Source organism: Myroides fluvii (assembly GCF_009792295.1).
Taxonomy (GTDB): domain Bacteria; phylum Bacteroidota; class Bacteroidia; order Flavobacteriales; family Flavobacteriaceae; genus Flavobacterium; species Flavobacterium fluvii_A.
On record NZ_CP039934.1, the window covers coordinates 2,679,180 to 2,700,073 of the forward strand.

A 20,894-nucleotide genomic window follows, 5' to 3' on the forward strand; every position below is an offset into this window, starting at 1 on the left:
AAATAAAATTATATAAATATAATATAAATAATAATTTAAAAATGTATTGTTTTTTGTTTGTTGTGTTTTTGTGGTGTTGTTTTGGGTTAATAAAGGTTAAAGAGGAAAGAAGAAATCGTAACGAAGTGAAGATTCATCGAACACTAAAACAAATATAAAATAGGTGAGATAAAGAGGAAAGGAGTAAATTTTCTGTAGGAAGGAAATACGTTCTTTTAAACTAGAATTTGACAACTTCACAAAAAGACAGAAGAACAAAAATGCATAACAAAGAGGTCTAAGATGTTACATCTTAGACCTCTTTGTTCTTAGGGTATTTTAATAACTAAGTTGTACCCATCCACTTTTTGTTTTTCCGTCACTTTCAAGGATATAGAAGTAAGTACCTGCTGGTAAAACCTTACCTGATTTGTCTTTTCCATCCCATTGTTTGGTATATCCCTTGCCATGGCGATACACTTCCAAACCATTTCGATTGTATATTTTGATGGATTCAACTTGATGGTATGTCAAATCAAACGTATCGTTGTTTCCATCTCCATTAGGAGAGAAACCTTTTGGAATAGGACAATCCTTGTATTGAATTGTGAAGGAATGTTCATTGGTACACCCTAGATCTGTTGTATCGTCTTTTGCGTAGATATACAAGGTTGTACTACTTGTTATTTCTGTTCCTGCAAATAATTCAATTCCCTGACCATTAGACTCTGTGTAATAGTGATTATTTACTCTGAGTGGAGGGAGGATGAAATTCTTACATTGTACTACTTGATCTTCTATATAATCCACTTCTATTTCAGGATGTAGTAGGAGAGAGAATGAAGTTTCACTGATGCAATCGTGTTCGCTATTTTCAAGGTAAATATACAAGGTTGACAGTCCTAAAATATCATAGCGGTCTCCGCTTTTGAACTTTCTTCCTTGTCCTTGAGGCGCACTGAAATAAGCCTCGTTCTCTTTTAGTTGAGGTAGAATGTATTGACTACAAGCTTCGATATGCTCCAACTGACTCATTTTTATCGGCAGTTGACGAATAACTTCAAATGAGCCGGTCTTTATACATTTTGTATTAAGATTTGTGATTTTGACATAAACTGTTCGGCTATTTTGAACCAGTAAAGAACTTGGTAAGGGCTGTGTTAGTTCAGGGTCAAGGTAATACTCTACTTGAAAATCAAAGTCTTCAATTGTTTGTAAAGTGGCTGCTATCGCTGCTTTATGTGAATCGATTTCAATAGCAACTTCGCCTTCTGTAGTTGTGCTACAGGTATAGAAATCAGGTAAAGGAGGTAAGGTAATATCATCTTTGATAAAGCTATATACGCGTTCTAGTATGCGATCAGATCCTTGACAAGAGGTATACGTAACTCGTGCTGTATAGTTAACAGTTTCCTCTACTGAAATAGTAATTTCTTTATCAGTAGAATAAACTACTCCATCTTTGTACCACTTAAAATCCACACTCGACTCGCCGTGAGGAATAAATCGCCAAGCTTCTTCAGTAGTACTCCATTGGTTTGTATTGCGTTGATAGGGTACATGGGCTAAGGTTCCATCGCTATTTTGCATACCGAGTAAACTGTTGATATTTGTATTGCTATCATCTGCTATTACTAAAGGTTTGTTTTTTAGGTACATCTCGATGCTATTAGTTCCTTCATATAAGACTACTTGGATGGTCTGTAAATCCTCAAAATACACTGATATTGGATCCTGCTCTGCTAGAGGTACTTGATATAAATTAAAAACAAATGAACGACAAGGATATTCGCCGTATGTGTTGTAGTTAATCGAATAATCTGCAATAGCTTGTGTAGTGTCAATAGCTTGCAAGGCACCAAATATCGCATTGAGATAAGGAGCTTCGCTTCCCGTACTAGCATTTGGAATCGGTTGATTTAACACCAGGGGGGCATTGCTGTTTGGTGTATATCTTCCATTTGTTGTGGTACCCGCTATGCTAAACGTAATCGCTCCATTAGGTGATAGTAAAGCCTTGTTATACGTTTGACCATAGAAACAAAAATCAAAACCTAAATCAATGACAGAAGACCAAGTGTTTGCTGCACTTAGCTCAGTTGTTTCTGCTCCAAAAAAGGGATAGGGAGGACTAAAAGGGATCGACTCAATTACATAGTCATCCGTTTTTCTTGCTTGTGCATAGTCAATAGTAAGTGTTTGTTTATGCGTTTCTTTACCACATAAAATGTATTGGTTGTTTTCATTTTGAGGTAAATCGACTTTGCTTGCTTGAAGGTCAGCACAGCTATATGTATTGAAATAACCATAGGTTTTAGGGATAGACCAAATACTTTTACCGTCTACTCGGTTTTCACACCTTGAGCGGACATAGTAAGTATAGTAACGTCCTTCTATAGGGTTTTCTACTTGCAGCACAGGGTCATTATCCACTAAAATCCCCGTGCTTGTTTCTGTAGGAGGTGCTTGACCTTGTTCTGTAATAAAAACTTCCCATTGGGTAGCTCCCCCTTGAGGGGTCCAAGAAAGCTCAACAGCTGTATTTTGATTGATGAAGTTTGCTTGTAAATCCGTAGGACTTAAGCAGTCTGTTACCTTTATTTTTAAATTGTCAATGGCAATTGGAGGCTGACTAGGGAAGTTTAACCCAGTGAACCATTGGAAATGCAAGCGCATCACTCGACCTTGCCATTGACTTGCATTGACTACAAAGGATTCTGTTTGCCATCCATTTGAATTGAGATAATAGGGTTGACCAATATCCGTTCGGGTATTAGATCCCATGGCGGAGTAACTCAGTTTAAAGTAATCTTTAGGGAGATTGTTTATCATTCTTCCCCCTACGTGATAATCAAAAGATACCTCTATTTCAAGAGCGTCTTCAGGAATTAAAATATCCCTATGCGTACTCGTCCAGTGATCTAGTAAAGCGGAATAGTTGTAGTTGGGAGTGATGTCGTTGGCGATATGCAAGGATTTATTCCCCGTTCTACTTATGACATTGCTTATAATCCAGTGATTTCCTGGTTGAGTTAAGGGTGGACTATTCGTTGGAAGCCAGTTATTCTCTCCTTCAAAATCTTCAAAATAAGGGAGAGAGGCTGGGACTTGTTCGGTATATATTCGCGCACTATACCAAGGACTTTTATTTCCATTCGCACATATTTTTCGATAGTAAACGGTATAAATAGTATTCGGTGTTAAATTTTCAATTTGGTAAGGAAATGTTACACCAACCTGAGTTGGTGTGCTATTTTGATTTAAATTTAAACGAGTAATAGAAGGTGTGATTATTAAATCATAGGTAGAGGCAAGATCCGCTGAACTGATTTGAGCTGTAGTAGGTGTAACAGCCGTAATTGCTGCATCAGAATTTAGGCAATTAGAGTAGCTGATGTTTAAGTTATCAATGGCAATAGGAGGTTGTTCACCCTGTTCATGATCATTACGCCATTCAAAAATAAGGTATAATACGGAGCTACCCCAAGGATAAAAGTGAGAGAATATACCACCTGAAGATAGAAAAGCAGTATCTACTTCGATAGAGAAAGGGGTAAATTCATTACTATGTATAGTAAATGACTGGGGGAAAATACCACCAGGGTTAATAATTAAACGGTTTTCTATCGGGACTCTAGGAATGAGAGCATTTGTAGGAGGAATAACATATATTTTGAGTATATCTTTGCTTACTTCACCCAAGACACGGGCATCGAAATCAAGGTAGAATGCAGTGATATCTCGTGGAACATTAAATGGAATATAGGTGTAAGATACTTGTTCTTTTGTTGTGATGTAGGTATTGGTTTGTCCTTGATTATTAGATATGTATAAGGATTTGTTTCCACCATTATTCGTAGCGGTACCAATATGCCAAGCATTGGTGTCGTCATGGATAAAAGCAAAGGAAGACTCATTTTCAAAGTCGGTAAAATAAGGAAGATTGACGGGAGTCACCACAGATTGTGTTGGTGGAATATCTTCGATAATGACATTGGTGATGATAAACCTGCAGTTGTCACTTCTGTTATCTACTACTCGAAAGGCTAGATTGATATCACCAGTAAAAGCTTGATTGTTATTGTCTTTTAAGTCAACAACAATTTCTTGATAAGGACCTCCATAAGCATCAAAGTGATCGACAGAAAAAAGCTCATGTGTAAAATATTCTTCTAACGGTCCTGTAGTAGAAAGCAATACTTTGAAATTGAATTGGGCAAAACGACTGGGTGTAGGTTGATCCTGAGTAGCGCCAGCTATTTTATATAAAAAGCGAAGGCGTTGATTTCCGGTTAGTTTTACTTTTGGAGAAATTAACCAGGCATCTTCTCGTTGAGTGAGATCATTGTTGATTAGAATATTAGCTGAGTTTCTACCGGTTGCTGGATCAGCGGTTGGAGAATCTATTTTCCATGTAACTCTGCTGGTGATTGGGCTAGCAACAGACCAGCAAGAAACCGATTCACTATTAGAAGTAAAATATTCTATAAATGGGAAAGAGGTAAAGGGTTGTGTACAATCCAAGTCCTCTGTTTCGTTTAGTGTTTGATTCAGTACGGTATATTCGTTTGTCTTATTTAAAGATAAAACTAGAATTGGAATAAAAACGAATGTTAAAATAGTAGTTAAAAAAAGTACTCTATGTTTTTTGTTTTTAATCATTTTTACATTTTTTAAATAAAATTATATAAATATAATGTAAAAAATAATTTAAATGAGTATTGTTTTTTATTTGGTGTGTTTTTATGGTCTTGTTTTAGGTTAATAAAGGTTAAAGAGGAAAGAAGAAAGAGGAAAGAAGAAAGAGGAGAGAAGAAATCGTAACGTAGTGAAGATTCATCGAACACTAAAACCAATATAAAATAGGTGAGATAAAGGAGAAAGAAGAGTGAATTCTCTGAAGTAAGGAAGTTTTTCTTTTAGTCTAGAATCTAACAACTTCACAAAAATGCGAAAAAACAAAAATGCGAATGAGTTTTCTGTAGGAAGGAAATACTTTCTTGTAAACTAGAATCTAACAACTTCACAAAAAAACAAAAAAACCAAAAGGAGAGTGAATTTTCTGAAGTAAGTATATTCTATCTTTTAAACTAGAATCTCACAACTTTACAAAAAGGCAAAAAAGCAAAAATGAAAAAAAGAGGATCGCCATTCATGACGATCCTCTTTTATTATGTGATGAAATAGGTTATGTAAAGAATGAAGTATTTTCATTTGAGAAATTCACCCTTTTCCTCTCTCTTCTTTCCCTATTTAATAATCTTAATTTCAAACATTTTATTCCAGTTTTTTCCTGTAACGAAAAACGTATCTGTTTTAGCGTTGTACGCAATACCGTTCAATACATCTAAATCAGGGTGTCTTTCCACAAAATCGAAGAGTTGTGTAAGATCTAGGACACCTTCTACAGCTCCAGTTATTGGATCAATAACTGCTACTGCACTTTGTCCGTAGAAATTGGCGTAAATTTTGCCATTTACCCATTCTAATTCATTGACTTGCGGTATAAGACTCTTTTGTGTGGCGATGGCTACTTCGTCTATTTTTTCAAAAGTATCCGGATTTAATTTGTAAATCTTTTCAGAACCATCTGTCATATAGAGGTGAGTACCGTCGTTACACAAGCCCCAGCCCTCTGTTTTTTTGAAGTACGGGATTGTGGCAATTTTCTCGAATGTATCGGGATTGTACACATAAGCCTCATTGTTTTTATAGGTCAATTGGTACAACTTGTTGTTGAGAATCGTACAACCTTCGCCAAATATTTCAGCAGGGAGTTCTTTAATTTTGATTACCTCACCTGTTTTAGGATTGATTTGACGTACACTGGATACGCCTTTGGTTCCTGTTCCTATTCCTTCTCCATTACCCGTACTTTCAAATAAGATTCCGTTGTGGAATTCCAGTCCTTGGGTATAGGCTTTGATATCATGTGGAATGGTATTGACAATGGTGTAATTAAGCATTTGAGGAGCCACGGAAGAAAGAAGAGTTACATGAGAAGAAACGTCGATACTTTCTTTATTCTTATAAGCCGTTCCCTTGATTACATATTGGCCAAATTTTTGTCCTTTTAAAGGAGCTGTTAGTACTTCATTTCCCTTTACGGCTCCTAAACGAATATCGTTTAAATGATAAACGACAGAGTCAAGCTCGGTGTTTGGCGCGAGGTTTAAGCTTAACTTTATAGCCTCTTTATCGTTGTAAACCTGTTTTAATTCGGTTGTATTTAAAGAAATTACATTTTTTTCTAAATTATTTTTATCAGAACAGCTGAAAATAGCAAAAGATAAGGCTAAGGGTATAAGCATGTTAGATCTTTTCATTGGTCATTTTAATTTTATTACAATATACAAAAGTTATTATAATAGTTGTAAACACTTGGAAAAATATAAAATGGTTGTATATTTGCACTGGCAAGTCCTACACGACCAGCTCCTGCAGAATCCTCCAGGGTGGGAACGCAGCAAAGGTATGTGGTTGTAGCGGTGCGATGTAGGTAGCTTGCCATTTTTTTCTTATGTGATCTCCTTTCTAGGGGATTTTTTTTTGTCTAAAAATAATGGACTTCTTTTTTGTCAATTTTTCAATATATAAGGCAAATGACCATTTGCCCCCTACGAGATTCTTTTGGATTCGATTTGCTCTTTCGCAAGTTGCTTTTTCGTCAGATTATCGATTAAAGAAAACAGATCCTTAAATCGGAAAATTCATCTGATAACCGTAAACCTTTAGGTTTGTTTTTTCGCTTTTTCGCAAGTTGCTTTTTCGTTAGATTATCGATTAAAGAAAATAGATCCTTAAATCGGAAAATTCATCTGATAACCGTAAACCTTTAGGTTTGTTTTTTCGCTTTTTCGCAAGTTGCTTTTTCATCAGATTATCGATTAAAGAAAATAGATCCTTAAATCGGAAAATTCATCTGATAACCGTAAACCTTTAGGTTTGTTTTTTCGCTTTTTCGCAAGTTGCTTTTTCGTCAGATTATCGATTAAAGAAAATAGATCCTTAAATCGGAAAATTCATCTGATAACCGTAAACCTTTAGGTTTGTTTTTTCGCTTTTTCGCAAGTTGCTTTTTCATCAGATTATCGATTAAAGAAAATAGATCCTTAAATCGGAAAATTCATCTGATAACCGTAAACCTTTAGGTTTGTTTTTTCGCTTTTTCGCAAGTTGCTTTTTCACCAGATTATCGATTAAAGAAAATAGATCCTTAAATCAGAAAATTCATCTGATAACCGATAACTGTTAACAGTTCACCGTCAACTATTCACATATCTCGGATCTGCCCTATACGGAAGTTTCGCCATTTTGAGCATATGTAGCGTTGGCACGTCGTATTCAATTTGAATATCTCCCAACAACAAATAGCATCCACTTCCTTGAAAAGGATATTGTTGTAAGCTATGCGGAAAGTGTACGCTGTCGAAATAGTCTCCATTGGAGTCAATCCACGTACCGAAATACATTACTCCACTTTTGATTTGAATCGGCTTTAAGGCGATTAAATAGCCCACTAGACGCGTCGTTTTATCTTTGTGATATAGGAAGTCCTTGGTGGTGATTTCGCCTCTAAATTTCGTTTGTAATAAGTCGAACGGACTTGAGGTAACGGGAAAACCCAGGTATTCTAATTCATCAAAGGCATCCTCTACTTTGGTTCGCTTCATCTGAGGAAAAGTAAAGGTCTTTATCGGTTCTTGTAACAATTGCCACGTGGGATTGGATTTATTTTTATTGTACAATAATTTAGCTTGAATGAGCAATTCGTTCTTTTGGAGTCCGGTGAATTGAAAGGCACCAATAAAAATAAGCGTTTCTAAAGCATCCAGCGGGATGTTTACACGTTGAATAAAATCGGCTAAGGAGGTGTAATTTCCCTGTTGTTGACGTTCTGTTACTATCGTTTCGATTAAAGCCGTATTTAAATTTTTGACCAATTGAAAACCTAAGAAAATATCTCGTTTTCTCAAGGTTGCTCCTTGATTGCTGCGGTTGATACAAGGAGGAAATACACGGGCGCCCGACATTTTAGCTTCGTGTACATAGACTTCAGTGCGATAGAATCCCCCTTGGTTGTTGATTACAGCGACAATAAACTCCAAGGGATAATGTGCTTTTAGATACAGGCTTTGATAACTTTCAATGGCATAAGAGGCGGAATGCGCTTTACAGAAAGAATATCCTGCAAAAGATTCGATTTGGCGGTAAATTTCTTCACTCTGTGCTTGGGGATGTCCCTTTGCTTCACACAAGGTAAGAAAGCGTTCACGTACGGCTTGTAGTCCCTCTTTTGAACGATTTTTCCCACTCATGGCACGGCGAAGGATATCGCCATCTTCTGCGGGTAAGCCCCCGTAGTGAAGGGCAATTTTAATTACATCCTCTTGGTAAACCATGATCCCATAGGTTTCTCCCAATTGATCTTGGAATACTTCGTGAAAGTAGTCAAATTGATGGGGGTTGTTATGTCTAAAAATATATTCTTGCATCATACCACTTTGGGCAACTCCAGGTCTAATAATAGAAGAAGCTGCTACTAATGTTTTATAATCATTACACTTTAATTTTCTCAATAATCCTCGCATAGCGGGACTTTCAATATAGAAACACCCTATGGTGTTACCTGCTTGTAAGTAGGTGTTGGATTTTGCTTCATTTTTGGAAAGCGAAATATCTCGAATATCAAGGGTGATTTGTTGGTTTTGTTCAATTAGTTCTACTGTTTCATTGATGTGCCCAATGCCGCGCTGACTGAGAATATCGAATTTTTCAAAACCAATATCCTCTGCAATATGCATGTCAAATTGAGCTACAGCATAGCCTTTGGGAGGATAATCCAAAGCGGTAAAATGCGTAATTGGCTCTTCTGAAATGATCATTCCACAAGCGTGCATGGTACGTTGATTGGGAAAACCTTCTAGTTTTTGACCATACTGGTGAATCAGTTGTACGATAGAATTATTGTCGTTGCTGGGATTATAGCGGTTATTCAGCTGATCGAGTTCCTCTTTAGCTAAACCGAATACTTTGCCAATTTCTCTTACAATAGAACGCTTTTTGAAGGTAGACATGGCTCCACAAAAGGCCACGTGTTCTGCTCCATACGTTTCAAAAATATAGTCGATAATAGCATCGCGGTCCGTCCAGGACCAATCAATATCAAAATCTGGTGGAGATTTTCGATTGACATTCAGGAATCGCTCGAAGTACAAATCGAGTTCTAAGGGACATACATTCGTAATGCCGATGCAATAGCCTACTAAGCTATTAGCACCGCTTCCACGTCCAATATGCATAAAACCACGTTGGGTACTGTAGGTGATAATATCCCAAATAATTAAAAAATAACTGGCAAAAGACAATTTTTCGATCACGTCTAATTCCTTTTGTAAACGCTGTTTTGCCTGCTCGTGTTCGCCACCATAAATACGGGTCAATCCCTCTTGTGCAAGAGACGTTAGCAATTGTAAATCACTAGCTTTACTGTCGGTAAAACACCGTTTATTTCTACTTTTTTTGAAAGTAAATGCAAAGTTAGCTTCTGTTACTATTTTTTGGGTGTTGGCAATTAACTCGGGAAATGATTCAAAATGACGATACAATTCTTCTTCTGCTACTAACATTTCATTTGGAGCAGCACAAGTATTGGGGTCTAATTTACTCAAGAGCGTATTTTGATCAATGGCTTGAAGGATGCGGTGTAATTCATAATCTTCCGGTTGTAGGAGTGTCACAGGATGAAGAATGACCATTTTGTGTATCCGTTGCTTCCAGTGTTCCTGATACAGTACATTGCGTTGATTGAGCTTAACGCCAATATATTCGTGATCAGCAAGGGTAGGAGGGCAGTTCTCTAGTGGATAAATAACAAATACATCTTCAAAAGCAGGCGCTTTTTTTGGAAAAGGCTGTTTGGTTTTATTGTGATGTGTAATATATTCATTCATCTCAGTGAAACCAGCTTGACTTTTGGCAATTCCGATATATTGCAGCTGTTGATCCACGCGAAATTCAGCCCCAATAAGAGGATGGATACCCACTTGTTGACAAAGGCGAATGAAGTCATATACACCATAAAAAGTGTGAATATCTGTAAGGGCTAATGCGGTAATTTTTAAATCTTTAGCAGCATTAACCAATTGCGCTAGGGGAATAGTGCCAAAGCGCAAACTGTAGTAAGAATGACAATTTAACAACATAGCTATTTCTGTTTTGATTTTAGTATGGCACTAGAGCAACGGTGAACTGCCTGCATGCCGTATTGTTTTTTGATGTAATCCATGGCTTGATAAAGCGCCATGATTTCTTGTGAATCTTCAAATAAATTGATCTGATAACTTCCGCGGACTAAGCCGCTGAAATTGATGCCAATTAACCGCAAGCGCATACGCCGTTGGTAATGTTTCTCGAATAAGTCCAACACATAGGCATTGAGGAGGTGATCCGCTGAAGTATGGAGGATTTTGCACTGTTTGGTCTCTGTATCGAAATTTGTATAGCGAATTTTTACCGAGACAACAGAAGTCAACCAGCCTTCCGAACGCAACTGAAAAGCGAGGCGTTCTACCATACCCAATAAAGTCGTTTTTAGCAAAATTATATCCATGGTATCTTGAGCAAATGTATGCTCTACAGAGATGGATTTGCGTTCTCGATAAGGTTCTACCGGAGAGCAATCAATACCGTTGGCTTTTCTCCAAAGATCTAACCCATTTTTTCCCAATAATTGAAACAAGATTTCCGAAGGCATAGCGGAGAGCGTCTCAATAGTTCGAATCCCCAAACGAGCTAAGGAATCATAAGTAGCTTGTCCTAACATAGGGATTTTTCGAATCGATAACGGATTGAGAAATGGTTTTACTTCTCTTTCGGAAATAACAAGCGCACCTGACGGTTTAGCTTCATTGGTTCCCATCTTCGATACGGTTTTATTGATAGATAAGGCATAACTCAAGGGGAGGTGTGTTTCCTTTTGAATGGTTGCGGCTAATTCAGAAGTCCATTGATTGATGCTGTAAAATCGATCCATTCCCGTCAAATCGAGGTAGAATTCATCAATACTCGCTTTTTCCATTACCGGGGCTTTTTCAGCGATAATTTCCGTTACTTCCGCCGACATTTTGCTGTATAATTCCATGTCACCCTTGATAATTTTGGCCTGTGGACACAAACGCAGGGCCATGCGAATTGGCATAGCAGAACGCACACCAAAGGCGCGAGCTTCATACGAACAGCTCGATACTACACCGCGATCTCCTCCGCCTATAATAAGGGGAATACCAGTGAGTTGTCGATTGGTTAACCGCTCACAAGAAACAAAAAAACTGTCCAAATCTAAATGTACAATAGCGCGCTGCATCTTCCTGAAATTAAATTATTTTAAACAAACTTACTACGTATGTTAGCAATTATTAGTATATTTGATGCTATAAATAATAGCAAATGTCATACTTATCAGATAACATCAGGTATTTACGAGCACAGAAGGAATTGTCTCAGCAAAAAGTAGCGGATGCACTACTCATTACACGTGCCCGTTATTCAAAATATGAAGAAGGTGCCTCTGAACCTCCTTTGGAAGTTTTGTTGAAAATCTCTCGTTATTTTCACGTGAGTGTAGATTTACTCATTTCGGTTGATTTGAGAAAGGTGCCTATGCAGGATTTATTAAAATTAGAGGATAATCGCATCTTATTGCCTATTATGGTTGATCCTAATGGGAATAATTTTATTGAAATTATTCCGCATAAAGCTCGAGCTGGATACTTATCCGGTTATGCAGATCCAGAATTTATTCAGAACCTCGATCAGATTTCTTTGCCTTTTTTACGAGAAGGTAAATACAGAGCTTTTCCCATTGAGGGAGATTCGATGCCCCCTCACCAAGAAGGGTCATTTATTATAGGTAGTTATGTCGAACAATTAGCGTATATCCGCAATGGGCGAACCTATATTGTTATGACGGCGAATGAAGGAGTAGTGTATAAACGCGTGTATCGCATTGATCAAGAAACCTATGAATTGCATTCAGACAATACGTTCTATGAACCTTATCGCATTAAGGCCCATGATATATTGGAAATTTGGGAATATGCCTGTAGTATAGCTACGGAAGAATTTAAACCCGAAGATCTGGGAGAAGCAGATACGAAAGCGATGTTCCAAGAAATCCGCCACATGCTGAAAGATGTGATGAAGAAGGTGAATTGAGGTGTTCGTTGGGTGATGTTAGTTGGGAGGTGTTAGTTGGGAGGTGTTAGGTGGGAGATGGTGAGGTGGGAGATGGTGAGGTGGTGAGATTTCAAACAACAAACAACAAACAACAAACGACAAAAAAGGTGCTCAACCTTTTCGATTAGCACCTTTTTTGTTTATTCTTCTTGTTGTCCCATCATCATGAGATACGCTTTTAAGAAAGCGTCAATTTCACCGTCCATGACTGAATCAACATCGGTTGTTTCCTGGCCTGTACGTACGTCTTTGACTAATTTATACGGATGCATGACGTAGTTTCGAATTTGCGATCCCCATTCAATTTTTTTCTTATTGGCTTCAATCTCATCGCGCATGGCTTGTTTTTTCTTCAACTCAATTTCGTAAAGTTGAGATTTTAAGAGCTGCATGGCTTTGATTTTATTATCTAACTGAGAACGCGTTTCAGAATTTTCAATGATAATACCCGTTGGATGGTGTCGCAAACGAACCGCAGTTTCTACTTTGTTTACGTTTTGCCCACCTGCACCACTAGAGCGCATCGTTTCCCAAGAAATATCTGAAGGACTGATTTCGATTTCAATAGTGTCATCAGCTAGCGGATACACGTAAACCGAGGCAAAAGAAGTATGGCGTTTGGCATTACTGTCAAAAGGGGAGATGCGAACTAAACGATGTACCCCATTTTCTCCTTTTAAATAACCAAAGGCAAACTCTCCTTCAATTTCTAAGGTAACGGTTTTTACTCCCGCAACCTCACCTGCTTGGTAGTTGAGCTCTTTTACTTTATAACCGCTGTTCTCAGACCACATGATGTACATACGCATCAACATAGCAGCCCAATCGCAACTCTCCGTTCCACCCGCACCAGCTGTGATTTGCAAGACAGCACTCATATTATCTCCTTCGTCCGATAACATGTTCTTGAATTCCAAATTCTCAATTAACTCCAGCGTATTTTTATATTGCTCGACAACTTCATCCTCCGTTACTTCTTTGGCGTTGTAAAATTCAATTAATACCTGAAGTTCCTCCAAATAATTTTTGGCTTGTTCGTAATCCTCAATCCATTTTTTCTTGGATTTTAGATTTTTTACAATAATTTCCGCCTCTTTTGAATTATTCCAAAAGTCAGGAGCAAATGTTTTTTCCTCCTCATTGGCGATCTCAATTAACTTCTTATCGACGTCAAAGATACCTCCTTAACGCACCAAGGCGATCAATAATGTCCTTTTGTTGTTCTGTGGTTACCATAATTTTTAATACTTTTACATGCAAAAATACTTATTCCTGCCGATTTATGGAAATTAATTTAATTAGCGATACAATTACAAAGCCTACTCCCGAAATGTTGAATTATATGTTAAAAGCAAGAGTAGGAGATGATGTTTATAAACAAGATGGTAGTACCAATGAACTAGAAGCGGCTGTAGCTGAGTTGTTTGGGATGGAAGCTGCTTTGTTTTTCCCCTCGGGAACTATGGCTAATCAAGTTGCTATCAAATTACACACACAGCCTGGAGATCAATTAATTTGTGATCGAAGTTCACATATTTATCAATTTGAAGGAGGAGGAGCTGCGGTAAATCACGGCGTAAGTAGTGCCTTAGTTGATGGAGATCGCGGGCGAATTACTGCAGAAGATGTGCTCTATCACTATACAGATCCTACTAATATACATTTGCCAATCACTAAATTGGTTTGTTTGGAAAATACAACCAATATGGGAGGGGGCGCTTGCTATGAGTTGAGTGAAATCGAACGCATTAAAGAAGTCTGTGAAGCACGTACTATAAAATTACACTTGGATGGAGCTCGTTTGTGGAATGCTTTAGTAGCTAAATCTCAGCATCCAACGCAATTTGGTGCTCTGTTCGATACTATTTCTGTCTGTTTTTCCAAGAGTTTGGGGGCTCCTGTTGGCTCTGTGCTTTTAGGGTCTAAAGAACTGATCCAACGCGCTATTCGCTTGCGAAAAGTAATGGGAGGAGGGATGAGACAAACGGGGTACCTAACGTCTGCAGCCTTATTTGCACTAAAAAATAACGTGAGTCGACTACAACGCGACCACTATCGCGCTAAGCAAATTGAAATGTTACTCAATAAAAAAACATGGGTGAAAGAAATCTTGCCTGTGCAAACGAATATCTTGGTATTCCGATTGGAAGATGATGCGAATATTAAACCCTTTTTAGATAAACTCAAACAAAAGAATATCTTGATTAGCGAAATCGGAAAAGGATGGTTGCGCATCGTTACGCATCTCGATTATCGTGAAGTAATGCATGAATATGTATTGGAAACACTGAATCAAATTGAACTGTAAAAAGATAAAAAGCCATTCTCCGAGTGGCTTTTATATTTAAGTAAAAATTAGTTTTTTACTACTCAAAAAAGAACTACTTTTGTTTAGATTTAAAATAAATAAATGGAAAAGTTAAAGCAACGTTGGGGACTTACTTCTAATTTTCAAGTTGTAATCATATTAGTTGTATTTGCAATTACGGGCTCCACAGCTGCGTTCATTTCGAAACCTATCTTAACGTATTTAGGAATAGAGCGAGGATTGACACACCCTGTGCTATATTGGGTGTTGTATGTTTTAATTATTTTTCCCATGTATAAAGTTATCCTAATATGTATTGGTACTTTATTTGGTCAACGCGAATTCTTCTGGAACTTCGTGAAAAAAATGTTGACGCGCGTGGGGTTAGGATTTATTTATCCCAAAGGAAAAGCAAAAGAATAGATTGGTTAACAGTTAACGGAAGTTCATCAATAATAACACAACCATTCCTTTATAGGAGTGGTTTTTTTGTGAAGTGTTGTGAGGTTGTTCTTCGTGAGGTTGTTCTTCGTGAGGTTGTTCTTCGTGAGGTTGTTCTTCGTGAGGTTGTTCTTTGTGAGGTTGTAAGAATTTTCGATTAAAGAAAGTTCTTACCTTTAATTCTAAAACAAATCCCAACGAAGTGAAAATCGAAACGTAGTGAAGATTCATCGAATACCAAAATAAAATATAGTTCCAGTGAGATAAAATAGTAACTCCGTGAGATAGGCTGCATCCGTCACTCAACGCTCGTTATTACACCCAGTATATCACTCTCCTCTAACAACATCACAACTGACAAAAAAAAATTATATTTGTTTAAACAAGTACAAATTCCATGAACAAATACCTAACACTAGTTTTACTTTTCTTGCTGACACTAAGTTGTAAACAAGAAAATACAAAATCAACACCTTTTGCATTAGAAGGAGTAATCGAAGATTATCATGTACTTTTAGAGGCGGTAAATCATCAAGATGATAAAATGTACGTCGTGAATTTTTGGGCAACTTGGTGTGTGCCTTGTGTCAAAGAGCTTCCGGATTTTGTACAGGTGTACAATGAAAATAAAGAGCGAACTGATTTTGAAATGGTTTTGGTTAGTTTGGATCGCTCCAGTGATTTTGAAACAAAAGTGAAACCTTTTATTGCTGAACATCAATTAACACCTCCGGTGGTTTTGTTGGCCGATGTGAAGCGCATGAACGAATGGATTCCCGCCATTGATAAAACGTGGAGTGGAGCCATTCCCGCAACCGCAATCTATAAAAATGGGAAACAAATTTATTTCCACGAGGGAATAGTAACCGAGGAAGAACTCAAAAAATTAATCCAATAAACCATAGAATTATGTTGAAAAAAATTTGTTTCGCAATGCTGTGTAGTGTTGCTTTTATCGCTTGTAAGAAAGACGCAAATAAAATAGAAGCTATTGATCCAATAGAAGAGGTAATTGAGCCTGTAAACGACTTTAAAGAGGTTTTAGGGTATAAGATTGGAGAGGTGGCAACTGATTTTAGTTTAATTGGAACAGATGGGCAAAAACACAGTTTGGCTAGTATGGCTGAGGCAAAAGGGTATATCGTTATTTTTACGTGTAATCACTGTCCATATGCCCAGGCGTATGAGGAGCGTATTGTCGCTTTAGATCAAAAATACAAAGGATTGGGATATCCTGTCGTAGCTATTAATCCCAATGATCCTGTCGTTCAACCCGAAGACGGATTGGAATTGATGAAGATAAGAGCGAAGGAAAAAGGATTTACATTTCCTTATTTGTTGGATGAAGGACAAAAAATCTACCCACAATATGGAGCAACGAAAACACCACATGTTTATGTGTTGCAAAAAGAAGATGGAAAGCTAATAGTGAAGTATATCGGAGCGATTGATGATAATTATGAAGATGCAACAAAAGTGTCGGATAAATATGTAGAAAAAGCCGTGGATGCTTTATTAACGGGAAAAGCAATCGAACAGACAACAACTGTGGCGATTGGATGTTCGATTAAAGTGAAATAGTGCGGAAATCGGAGCGAAGTAGCGATTCATCGAACTCCAAAACCAAATATAAACTCAGTGAGGTAGAGAGGAGAGCAGAAAGGGTGTGCTTTCTTCTCTCCTCTTTCTTCTTTCCAATTAATTTTTATGCAAAATAAAAATACACGGTCTTTTGTGTAGATCAATTGTTGTTCGCTTCCAAGCCGAAATTGGTTTCGTTTGTATCAATTCACTTTCAAGCGTAATATCACAAGCGATACACAAGAGTGTATTAGGGTGTAAAGTTTGGATTAAATCTTCGAGTAATTGATTATTTCGGTAAGGTGTTTCAATAAAAATTTGCGATTGACTTTTCTCAAAAGACAAGCGTTCAAATGTTTTTAGTGCTCCTTTTTTCTCATTTTTATCAATAGGGAGGTAACCGTTAAAGGCAAAACTCTGTCCATTCATTCCTGAAGCCATCAGCGCTAATAGAATGGAAGATGGACCAACCAACGGCAGTACACGGATGTTTTGTTTGTGTGCTAGTTCAACAATAGTAGCACCAGGATCAGCAATCCCCGGACAACCAGCTTCACTGATTACACCTACATCTTTTCCTTCTAGTAGTGGTTGTATATATTGCTTGTGTGTAGCCGGATCCGTGTGTTTATTTAAAGGAAATAAAATCAATTCCGATTGTTTCTTTTCTGGTGCAATTCGCTTGATGAATTTGCGAACTGTTTTTTCGTTTTCAACGATGAAAATATCCAATCGATTGATGGTATCTTTAACAGCTTGCGGAAGTACTTGCATGGGTTCATTGTCTCCCAATGTTGTGGGAATCATGTACAGGGTTCCTGTTTGAGTGGCTTTATCCATAATATTTTGGAACTGTGTTTTAAACTACAAAGGTAAGTAAAGCAGTTTAGAAAAAATAAAAGGAAGAAATGCAATTTCCTCCTTGAATCTATTATATAAAATTACTAAGATTTTAAATCTTGAGCGATAAGCGTACACGCCTCATCGACTAATTGAAAAACATGTTCAAATCCATCTGGACCTCCGTAATACGGATCGGGAACTTCTGCTTTTTTACCTGGATGGGTGATGTCTAATAACAAGCGAACTTTTTGTACATCTTCTGGATTTTCAGCCAATTGAATGACGTTGTTGTAGTTCGATTGATCCATCACAAAAATATAATCAAAAGCAGTGAAATCACTTTTTTTAAATTGTCTAGCTCTTTGTGTGGTTAAGTCAATGCCGTATTTTCTAGCTACTGCAATGGAACGTTGATCAGGTAATTCACCTACATGCCAATTTCCAGTACCTGCAGAATCTACTAAAAAGTCTTCTTGGGGAAGTTTAGCTTGTAAAATACCTTCGGCCAAAGGAGACCTACAGATATTTCCTAAACATACCATGAGTACTTTTACTTTCATTACATATTGAACTTTTGGTTAATTTCATCGTGGAATTTCTTGAATTCCTTGTCTGTTTCCAATAGGTTGTCTACTGTTTTACATGCGTGTAATACGGTAGCGTGATCGCGTTTTCCTATTTGAGAACCAATATTAGCCAAAGACGATTTGGTGTATTTTTTTGCAAAAAACATAGCCAATTGTCTTGCTTGTACGATATTGCGTTTTCTCGTTTTTGATTTCAGTGTTTCAATATCCATTTCAAAGTAATCGGAAACTACTTTTTGGATGTAGTCAATTGAAATTTCTTTTTGCGTATGCTTGATGAATTTCTCAATAACTTGACGAGCTAAATCAATCGTTACTTCTTGTTTGTTGAATGATGATTGTGCAATCAGTGAAATGATGGCACCTTCTAATTCACGAACGTTAGTAGAAACGTTTTTAGCCATATAATCGATGATGTTTTCTGGCATTGTCACACCATCGCGGTATAAAATATGTTTAACAATCTTAACGCGAGTTTCAAAATCAGGTGTTTGAATTTCTGCAGATAATCCCCATTTAAAACGAGATAATAAGCGTTGCTCAATATCTTGCATATCAACTGGTGCTTTATCTGAAGTTAAGATAACTTGTTTTCCATTTTGATGTAAGTGGTTGAAAATGTGAAAAAACACATCTTGCGTTCCAGACTTACCAGATAAGAATTGAATATCATCGACAATTAATACATCAATTAATTGATAAAAATAGATGAAATCATTTCTCGTTTGTTTACGCACTGAATCAACATATTGTTGCGTAAATACTTCCGCAGAAATATAAAGGACTGTTTTGTCGGGAAAGTATTCTTTAATTTCTACACCAATAGCATGAGCTAAGTGAGTTTTACCTAATCCAACACCACCAAAAATCAATAAAGGGTTGAATGAAGTTCCTCCTGGTTTTTTAGACACAGCCATACCTGCAGAACGCGCTAAGCGGTTTGCATCTCCTTCTAAGAAATTGTCAAATGAATAATTAGAGTTTAATTGCGACTCAATTTTTACATTTCGAATACCCGGTATGATGAAAGGATTTTTTAATTCTGGGTTTTTATTCTGAACTGGGACATCTAATTCTTGTGGTTTTACAGGTCCTCGTTGTGAACTGGGTAACTGTTCTGTAAATGGTTGCTTGTTACCAGATACATTTTCCATTTGAATTTTATATAGTAACTTCGCATTGCCACCTAACACTTTTGTCAACGCAACTTTCAATATGCTTACATAGTGCTCCTCTAGCCATTCATAGAAGAATTTGCTAGGCACCTGTATATATAACTTGTCTTCAGTTAATTCAATGGCTTTAATAGGCATGAACCAAGTCTTGAATGCTTGTTCGCCTATGTTGTCCTTTATGAATTCAAGACAAGCATTCCAAGCAGATTGCGCTGTCATGTCTTTGTATTCGTGCATTTTTGGTTAGATTTTTAAAAAAACAGTTACTATTTTTGAATGTTTTTTGGATTGATGTCGGTGTCGAATCAGATGGCAAATATGTGAACAATTTTTTGGATAAAAAAACGATTAGGTCATTGTAAAATTCAAAAAAAAATGGTAAGTACATTTATAATTCAATTAGTCAAATAAAAGTAAAAAGAATATGAAAAAATTCGATCACACTGTACGTGTGCGCTATGCGGAAACTGATCAGATGGGCGTGGTATATCACGGCAACTATGCCCAATACTTTGAAATAGGGAGAGTTGAATGGTTGCGCAACTTGGGGATCTCTTATAAGCGGATGGAGGAGTTGGGAATTATGCTCCCGGTTGTATCGCTAACGATGAACTATAAAAAGCCAGCTAAATATGATGAGAACCTTTGTATTCGAACTATATTCAAAACATGTAGTGGTGTAAAAATAGAATTCGATTATGAATTATATAACGAAAATAACGAGTTATTAACAACAGGATATTCTATGTTAGTGTTTGTCGACATGAAATCAGGTCGTCCGACTATGCCTCCTCCTTATGTTTTGGAAAAAATAAATACAATGGCTGAGGAATAATTTTTTTTATTCTTTGAAGTAATTATATCTTTATCAAAACAAACTAGTGCACTATGAAAAACTTATTGGCGCTATTGAGTATGTTGTGTATCGGATTGACCTCCTATGCTCAACGATCTACTTTAATAGATGGGCGTGTTCGATTGTACAATGGACAAATTATTCCAGTTGTCATTGAAAATAAAAATACTAAAGAGAAAACCCAATCCGATCAGACGGGGTATTTTTTAATTCAAACTCATTTAGGTGATACGTTGCGTTTCTCAAGTGAATATAGTGCAACGATGTTATATGTCATTGATGAAGGAGATTTACAAACCAAGCGCATTACACCTGTACTAGTGAAACCAGGACAAAAACTGGAAGAAATCGTAATCGTAAAAAAAGAGTTTGGCGAAGGTGAAATGGATTTTGGAGGCAAAAAGCTTACACCTGCAGAAAAGCGATACAATAAAAATAATCGCATTTTCATGGCGACGCAAGATTTGAAAATGGGAATCACCATAGATGGTATTATCAATCGGTTGAATGGAACGCGAAAACGCGATTTAAAAATGATTGAATACGAAAAGATAGAAAATAATATGATGTCTTTTTACAAGCAATACCCAAGAGAAGAACTGATGAAGGATTTGGGAATACCAGAATATCACGTGGATGCTTTTGTTATTTATTTTGTTACTCAACCTGATACAAATAAAATCAAAGTAGATCAAAGCGAAGGATATCAAATTCTTTTAGCACAGTATTATGATGAGTTTCTTACTTTTATCAAAGGCGAGTAAGTAAGAGCAAAAAAATACAAGGGATGAATGTCGTAATTCATCCCTTTTTTTATACCCTTAATTTTTATTGTGGTATCTTGCTGATTATATTGAAACTAGCTTTGTTTAGCTCGAATAGGAAAA

The 20,894-nt window shown here is 37.0% G+C and carries 16 protein-coding genes and 1 other RNA gene; 8 read left to right on the forward strand and 9 right to left on the reverse strand.

Translation table 11 applies throughout. From position 1 onward, the window contains the following. Positions 1–318 precede the first annotated feature (318 nt). Together FBR08_RS12085 and FBR08_RS12090 are read right to left on the reverse strand one after the other, a co-directional pair. Positions 319–4,641, reverse strand: a complete 4,323-nt coding sequence (locus FBR08_RS12085) for a T9SS type B sorting domain-containing protein (protein ID WP_158962947.1) — start codon at positions 4,639–4,641, stop codon at positions 319–321. Between the two features lie 587 nt (positions 4,642–5,228). After that, positions 5,229–6,305, reverse strand: coding sequence for a glutaminyl-peptide cyclotransferase (locus tag FBR08_RS12090; protein ID WP_158962948.1), 1,077 nt, complete (start codon positions 6,303–6,305; stop codon positions 5,229–5,231). An 88-nt stretch (positions 6,306–6,393) separates the two neighbouring features. Here FBR08_RS12090 and ffs point away from each other — a divergent pair. Beyond that, positions 6,394–6,492, forward strand: an RNA gene (ffs, locus tag FBR08_RS12095) — signal recognition particle sRNA small type. Positions 6,493–7,244: 752 nt separating this feature from the next. On the opposite strand, the gene FBR08_RS12100 is transcribed toward ffs, so the two are convergent. Continuing rightward, positions 7,245–10,184, reverse strand: a complete 2,940-nt coding sequence (locus FBR08_RS12100) for a DNA polymerase III subunit alpha (protein WP_158962949.1) — start codon at positions 10,182–10,184, stop codon at positions 7,245–7,247. Between the two features lie 2 nt (positions 10,185–10,186). Beyond that, complete coding sequence (gene dinB, locus FBR08_RS12105) at positions 10,187–11,344, reverse strand: DNA polymerase IV (protein WP_158962950.1); 1,158 nt, start codon at positions 11,342–11,344, stop codon at positions 10,187–10,189. 83 nt (positions 11,345–11,427) lie between these two features. Here dinB and FBR08_RS12110 point away from each other — a divergent pair, with 83 nt between their 5' ends. After that, positions 11,428–12,195, forward strand: coding sequence for an XRE family transcriptional regulator (locus tag FBR08_RS12110; protein WP_158962951.1), 768 nt, complete (start codon positions 11,428–11,430; stop codon positions 12,193–12,195). A 161-nt stretch (positions 12,196–12,356) separates the two neighbouring features. Here FBR08_RS12110 and prfB read toward each other — a convergent pair. Continuing rightward, positions 12,357–13,452, reverse strand: a protein-coding gene (gene prfB / locus FBR08_RS12115; protein WP_158962952.1) for a peptide chain release factor 2 whose coding sequence is annotated in 2 segments (ribosomal slippage) — positions 12,357–13,388 and positions 13,390–13,452 — 1,095 coding nt in all. Because the reading frame shifts where the segments join, the coding sequence is not laid out codon by codon here. Between the two features lie 46 nt (positions 13,453–13,498). Between prfB and FBR08_RS12120 the strand changes: the two genes are divergently transcribed. Both FBR08_RS12120 and FBR08_RS12125 read left to right on the forward strand, forming a co-directional pair. Continuing rightward, entirely contained in the window at positions 13,499–14,524 is a 1,026-nt protein-coding gene (locus FBR08_RS12120; protein ID WP_158962953.1) for a threonine aldolase family protein, read from the forward strand. A gap of 102 nt (positions 14,525–14,626) precedes the next feature. Beyond that, positions 14,627–14,947, forward strand: coding sequence for a DUF6787 family protein (locus FBR08_RS12125; protein WP_158962954.1), 321 nt, complete (start codon positions 14,627–14,629; stop codon positions 14,945–14,947). Positions 14,948–14,959: 12 nt separating this feature from the next. Here the strand turns inward: FBR08_RS12125 and FBR08_RS12130 are convergent, their stop codons facing one another. Next, positions 14,960–15,196 carry a hypothetical protein gene (locus tag FBR08_RS12130; RefSeq protein WP_158962955.1) on the reverse strand — a complete coding sequence of 79 codons (237 nt, stop codon included), beginning with the start codon at positions 15,194–15,196 and terminating at the stop codon, positions 14,960–14,962. A 166-nt stretch (positions 15,197–15,362) separates the two neighbouring features. On the opposite strand from FBR08_RS12130, the gene FBR08_RS12135 reads away from it, so the two are divergent. Together FBR08_RS12135 and FBR08_RS12140 are read left to right on the forward strand one after the other, a co-directional pair. After that, the gene (locus FBR08_RS12135) at positions 15,363–15,863 is read left to right on the forward strand and encodes a TlpA family protein disulfide reductase (RefSeq protein ID WP_158962956.1); all 501 of its coding nucleotides are present in this window, start codon (positions 15,363–15,365) and stop codon (positions 15,861–15,863) included. An 11-nt stretch (positions 15,864–15,874) separates the two neighbouring features. Next, on the forward strand, positions 15,875–16,546 hold the full coding sequence (locus FBR08_RS12140; RefSeq protein WP_158962957.1) for a thioredoxin family protein: 672 nt from the start codon (positions 15,875–15,877) through the stop codon (positions 16,544–16,546). Positions 16,547–16,663: 117 nt separating this feature from the next. On the opposite strand, the gene FBR08_RS12145 is transcribed toward FBR08_RS12140, so the two are convergent. The 3 genes from FBR08_RS12145 to dnaA form a co-directional block, all read right to left on the reverse strand. Then, positions 16,664–17,386 carry an SAM-dependent methyltransferase gene (locus FBR08_RS12145; RefSeq protein WP_158962958.1) on the reverse strand — a complete coding sequence of 241 codons (723 nt, stop codon included), beginning with the start codon at positions 17,384–17,386 and terminating at the stop codon, positions 16,664–16,666. Positions 17,387–17,490: 104 nt separating this feature from the next. Then, the gene (locus FBR08_RS12150) at positions 17,491–17,949 is read right to left on the reverse strand and encodes a low molecular weight protein-tyrosine-phosphatase (protein ID WP_158962959.1); all 459 of its coding nucleotides are present in this window, start codon (positions 17,947–17,949) and stop codon (positions 17,491–17,493) included. Then, positions 17,949–19,388 (reverse strand): chromosomal replication initiator protein DnaA, encoded by a 1,440-nt coding sequence (gene dnaA / locus FBR08_RS12155; RefSeq protein ID WP_158962960.1) that lies wholly within the window; start codon positions 19,386–19,388, stop codon positions 17,949–17,951. Before dnaA ends, FBR08_RS12150 begins: the two co-directional genes overlap by 1 nt. A gap of 187 nt (positions 19,389–19,575) precedes the next feature. Between dnaA and FBR08_RS12160 the strand changes: the two genes are divergently transcribed. Together FBR08_RS12160 and FBR08_RS12165 are read left to right on the forward strand one after the other, a co-directional pair. Continuing rightward, complete coding sequence (locus FBR08_RS12160; protein WP_158962961.1) at positions 19,576–19,986, forward strand: acyl-CoA thioesterase; 411 nt, start codon at positions 19,576–19,578, stop codon at positions 19,984–19,986. A gap of 53 nt (positions 19,987–20,039) precedes the next feature. Continuing rightward, positions 20,040–20,771, forward strand: coding sequence for a hypothetical protein (locus FBR08_RS12165; protein WP_158962962.1), 732 nt, complete (start codon positions 20,040–20,042; stop codon positions 20,769–20,771). Positions 20,772–20,894: the final 123 nt, after the last annotated feature.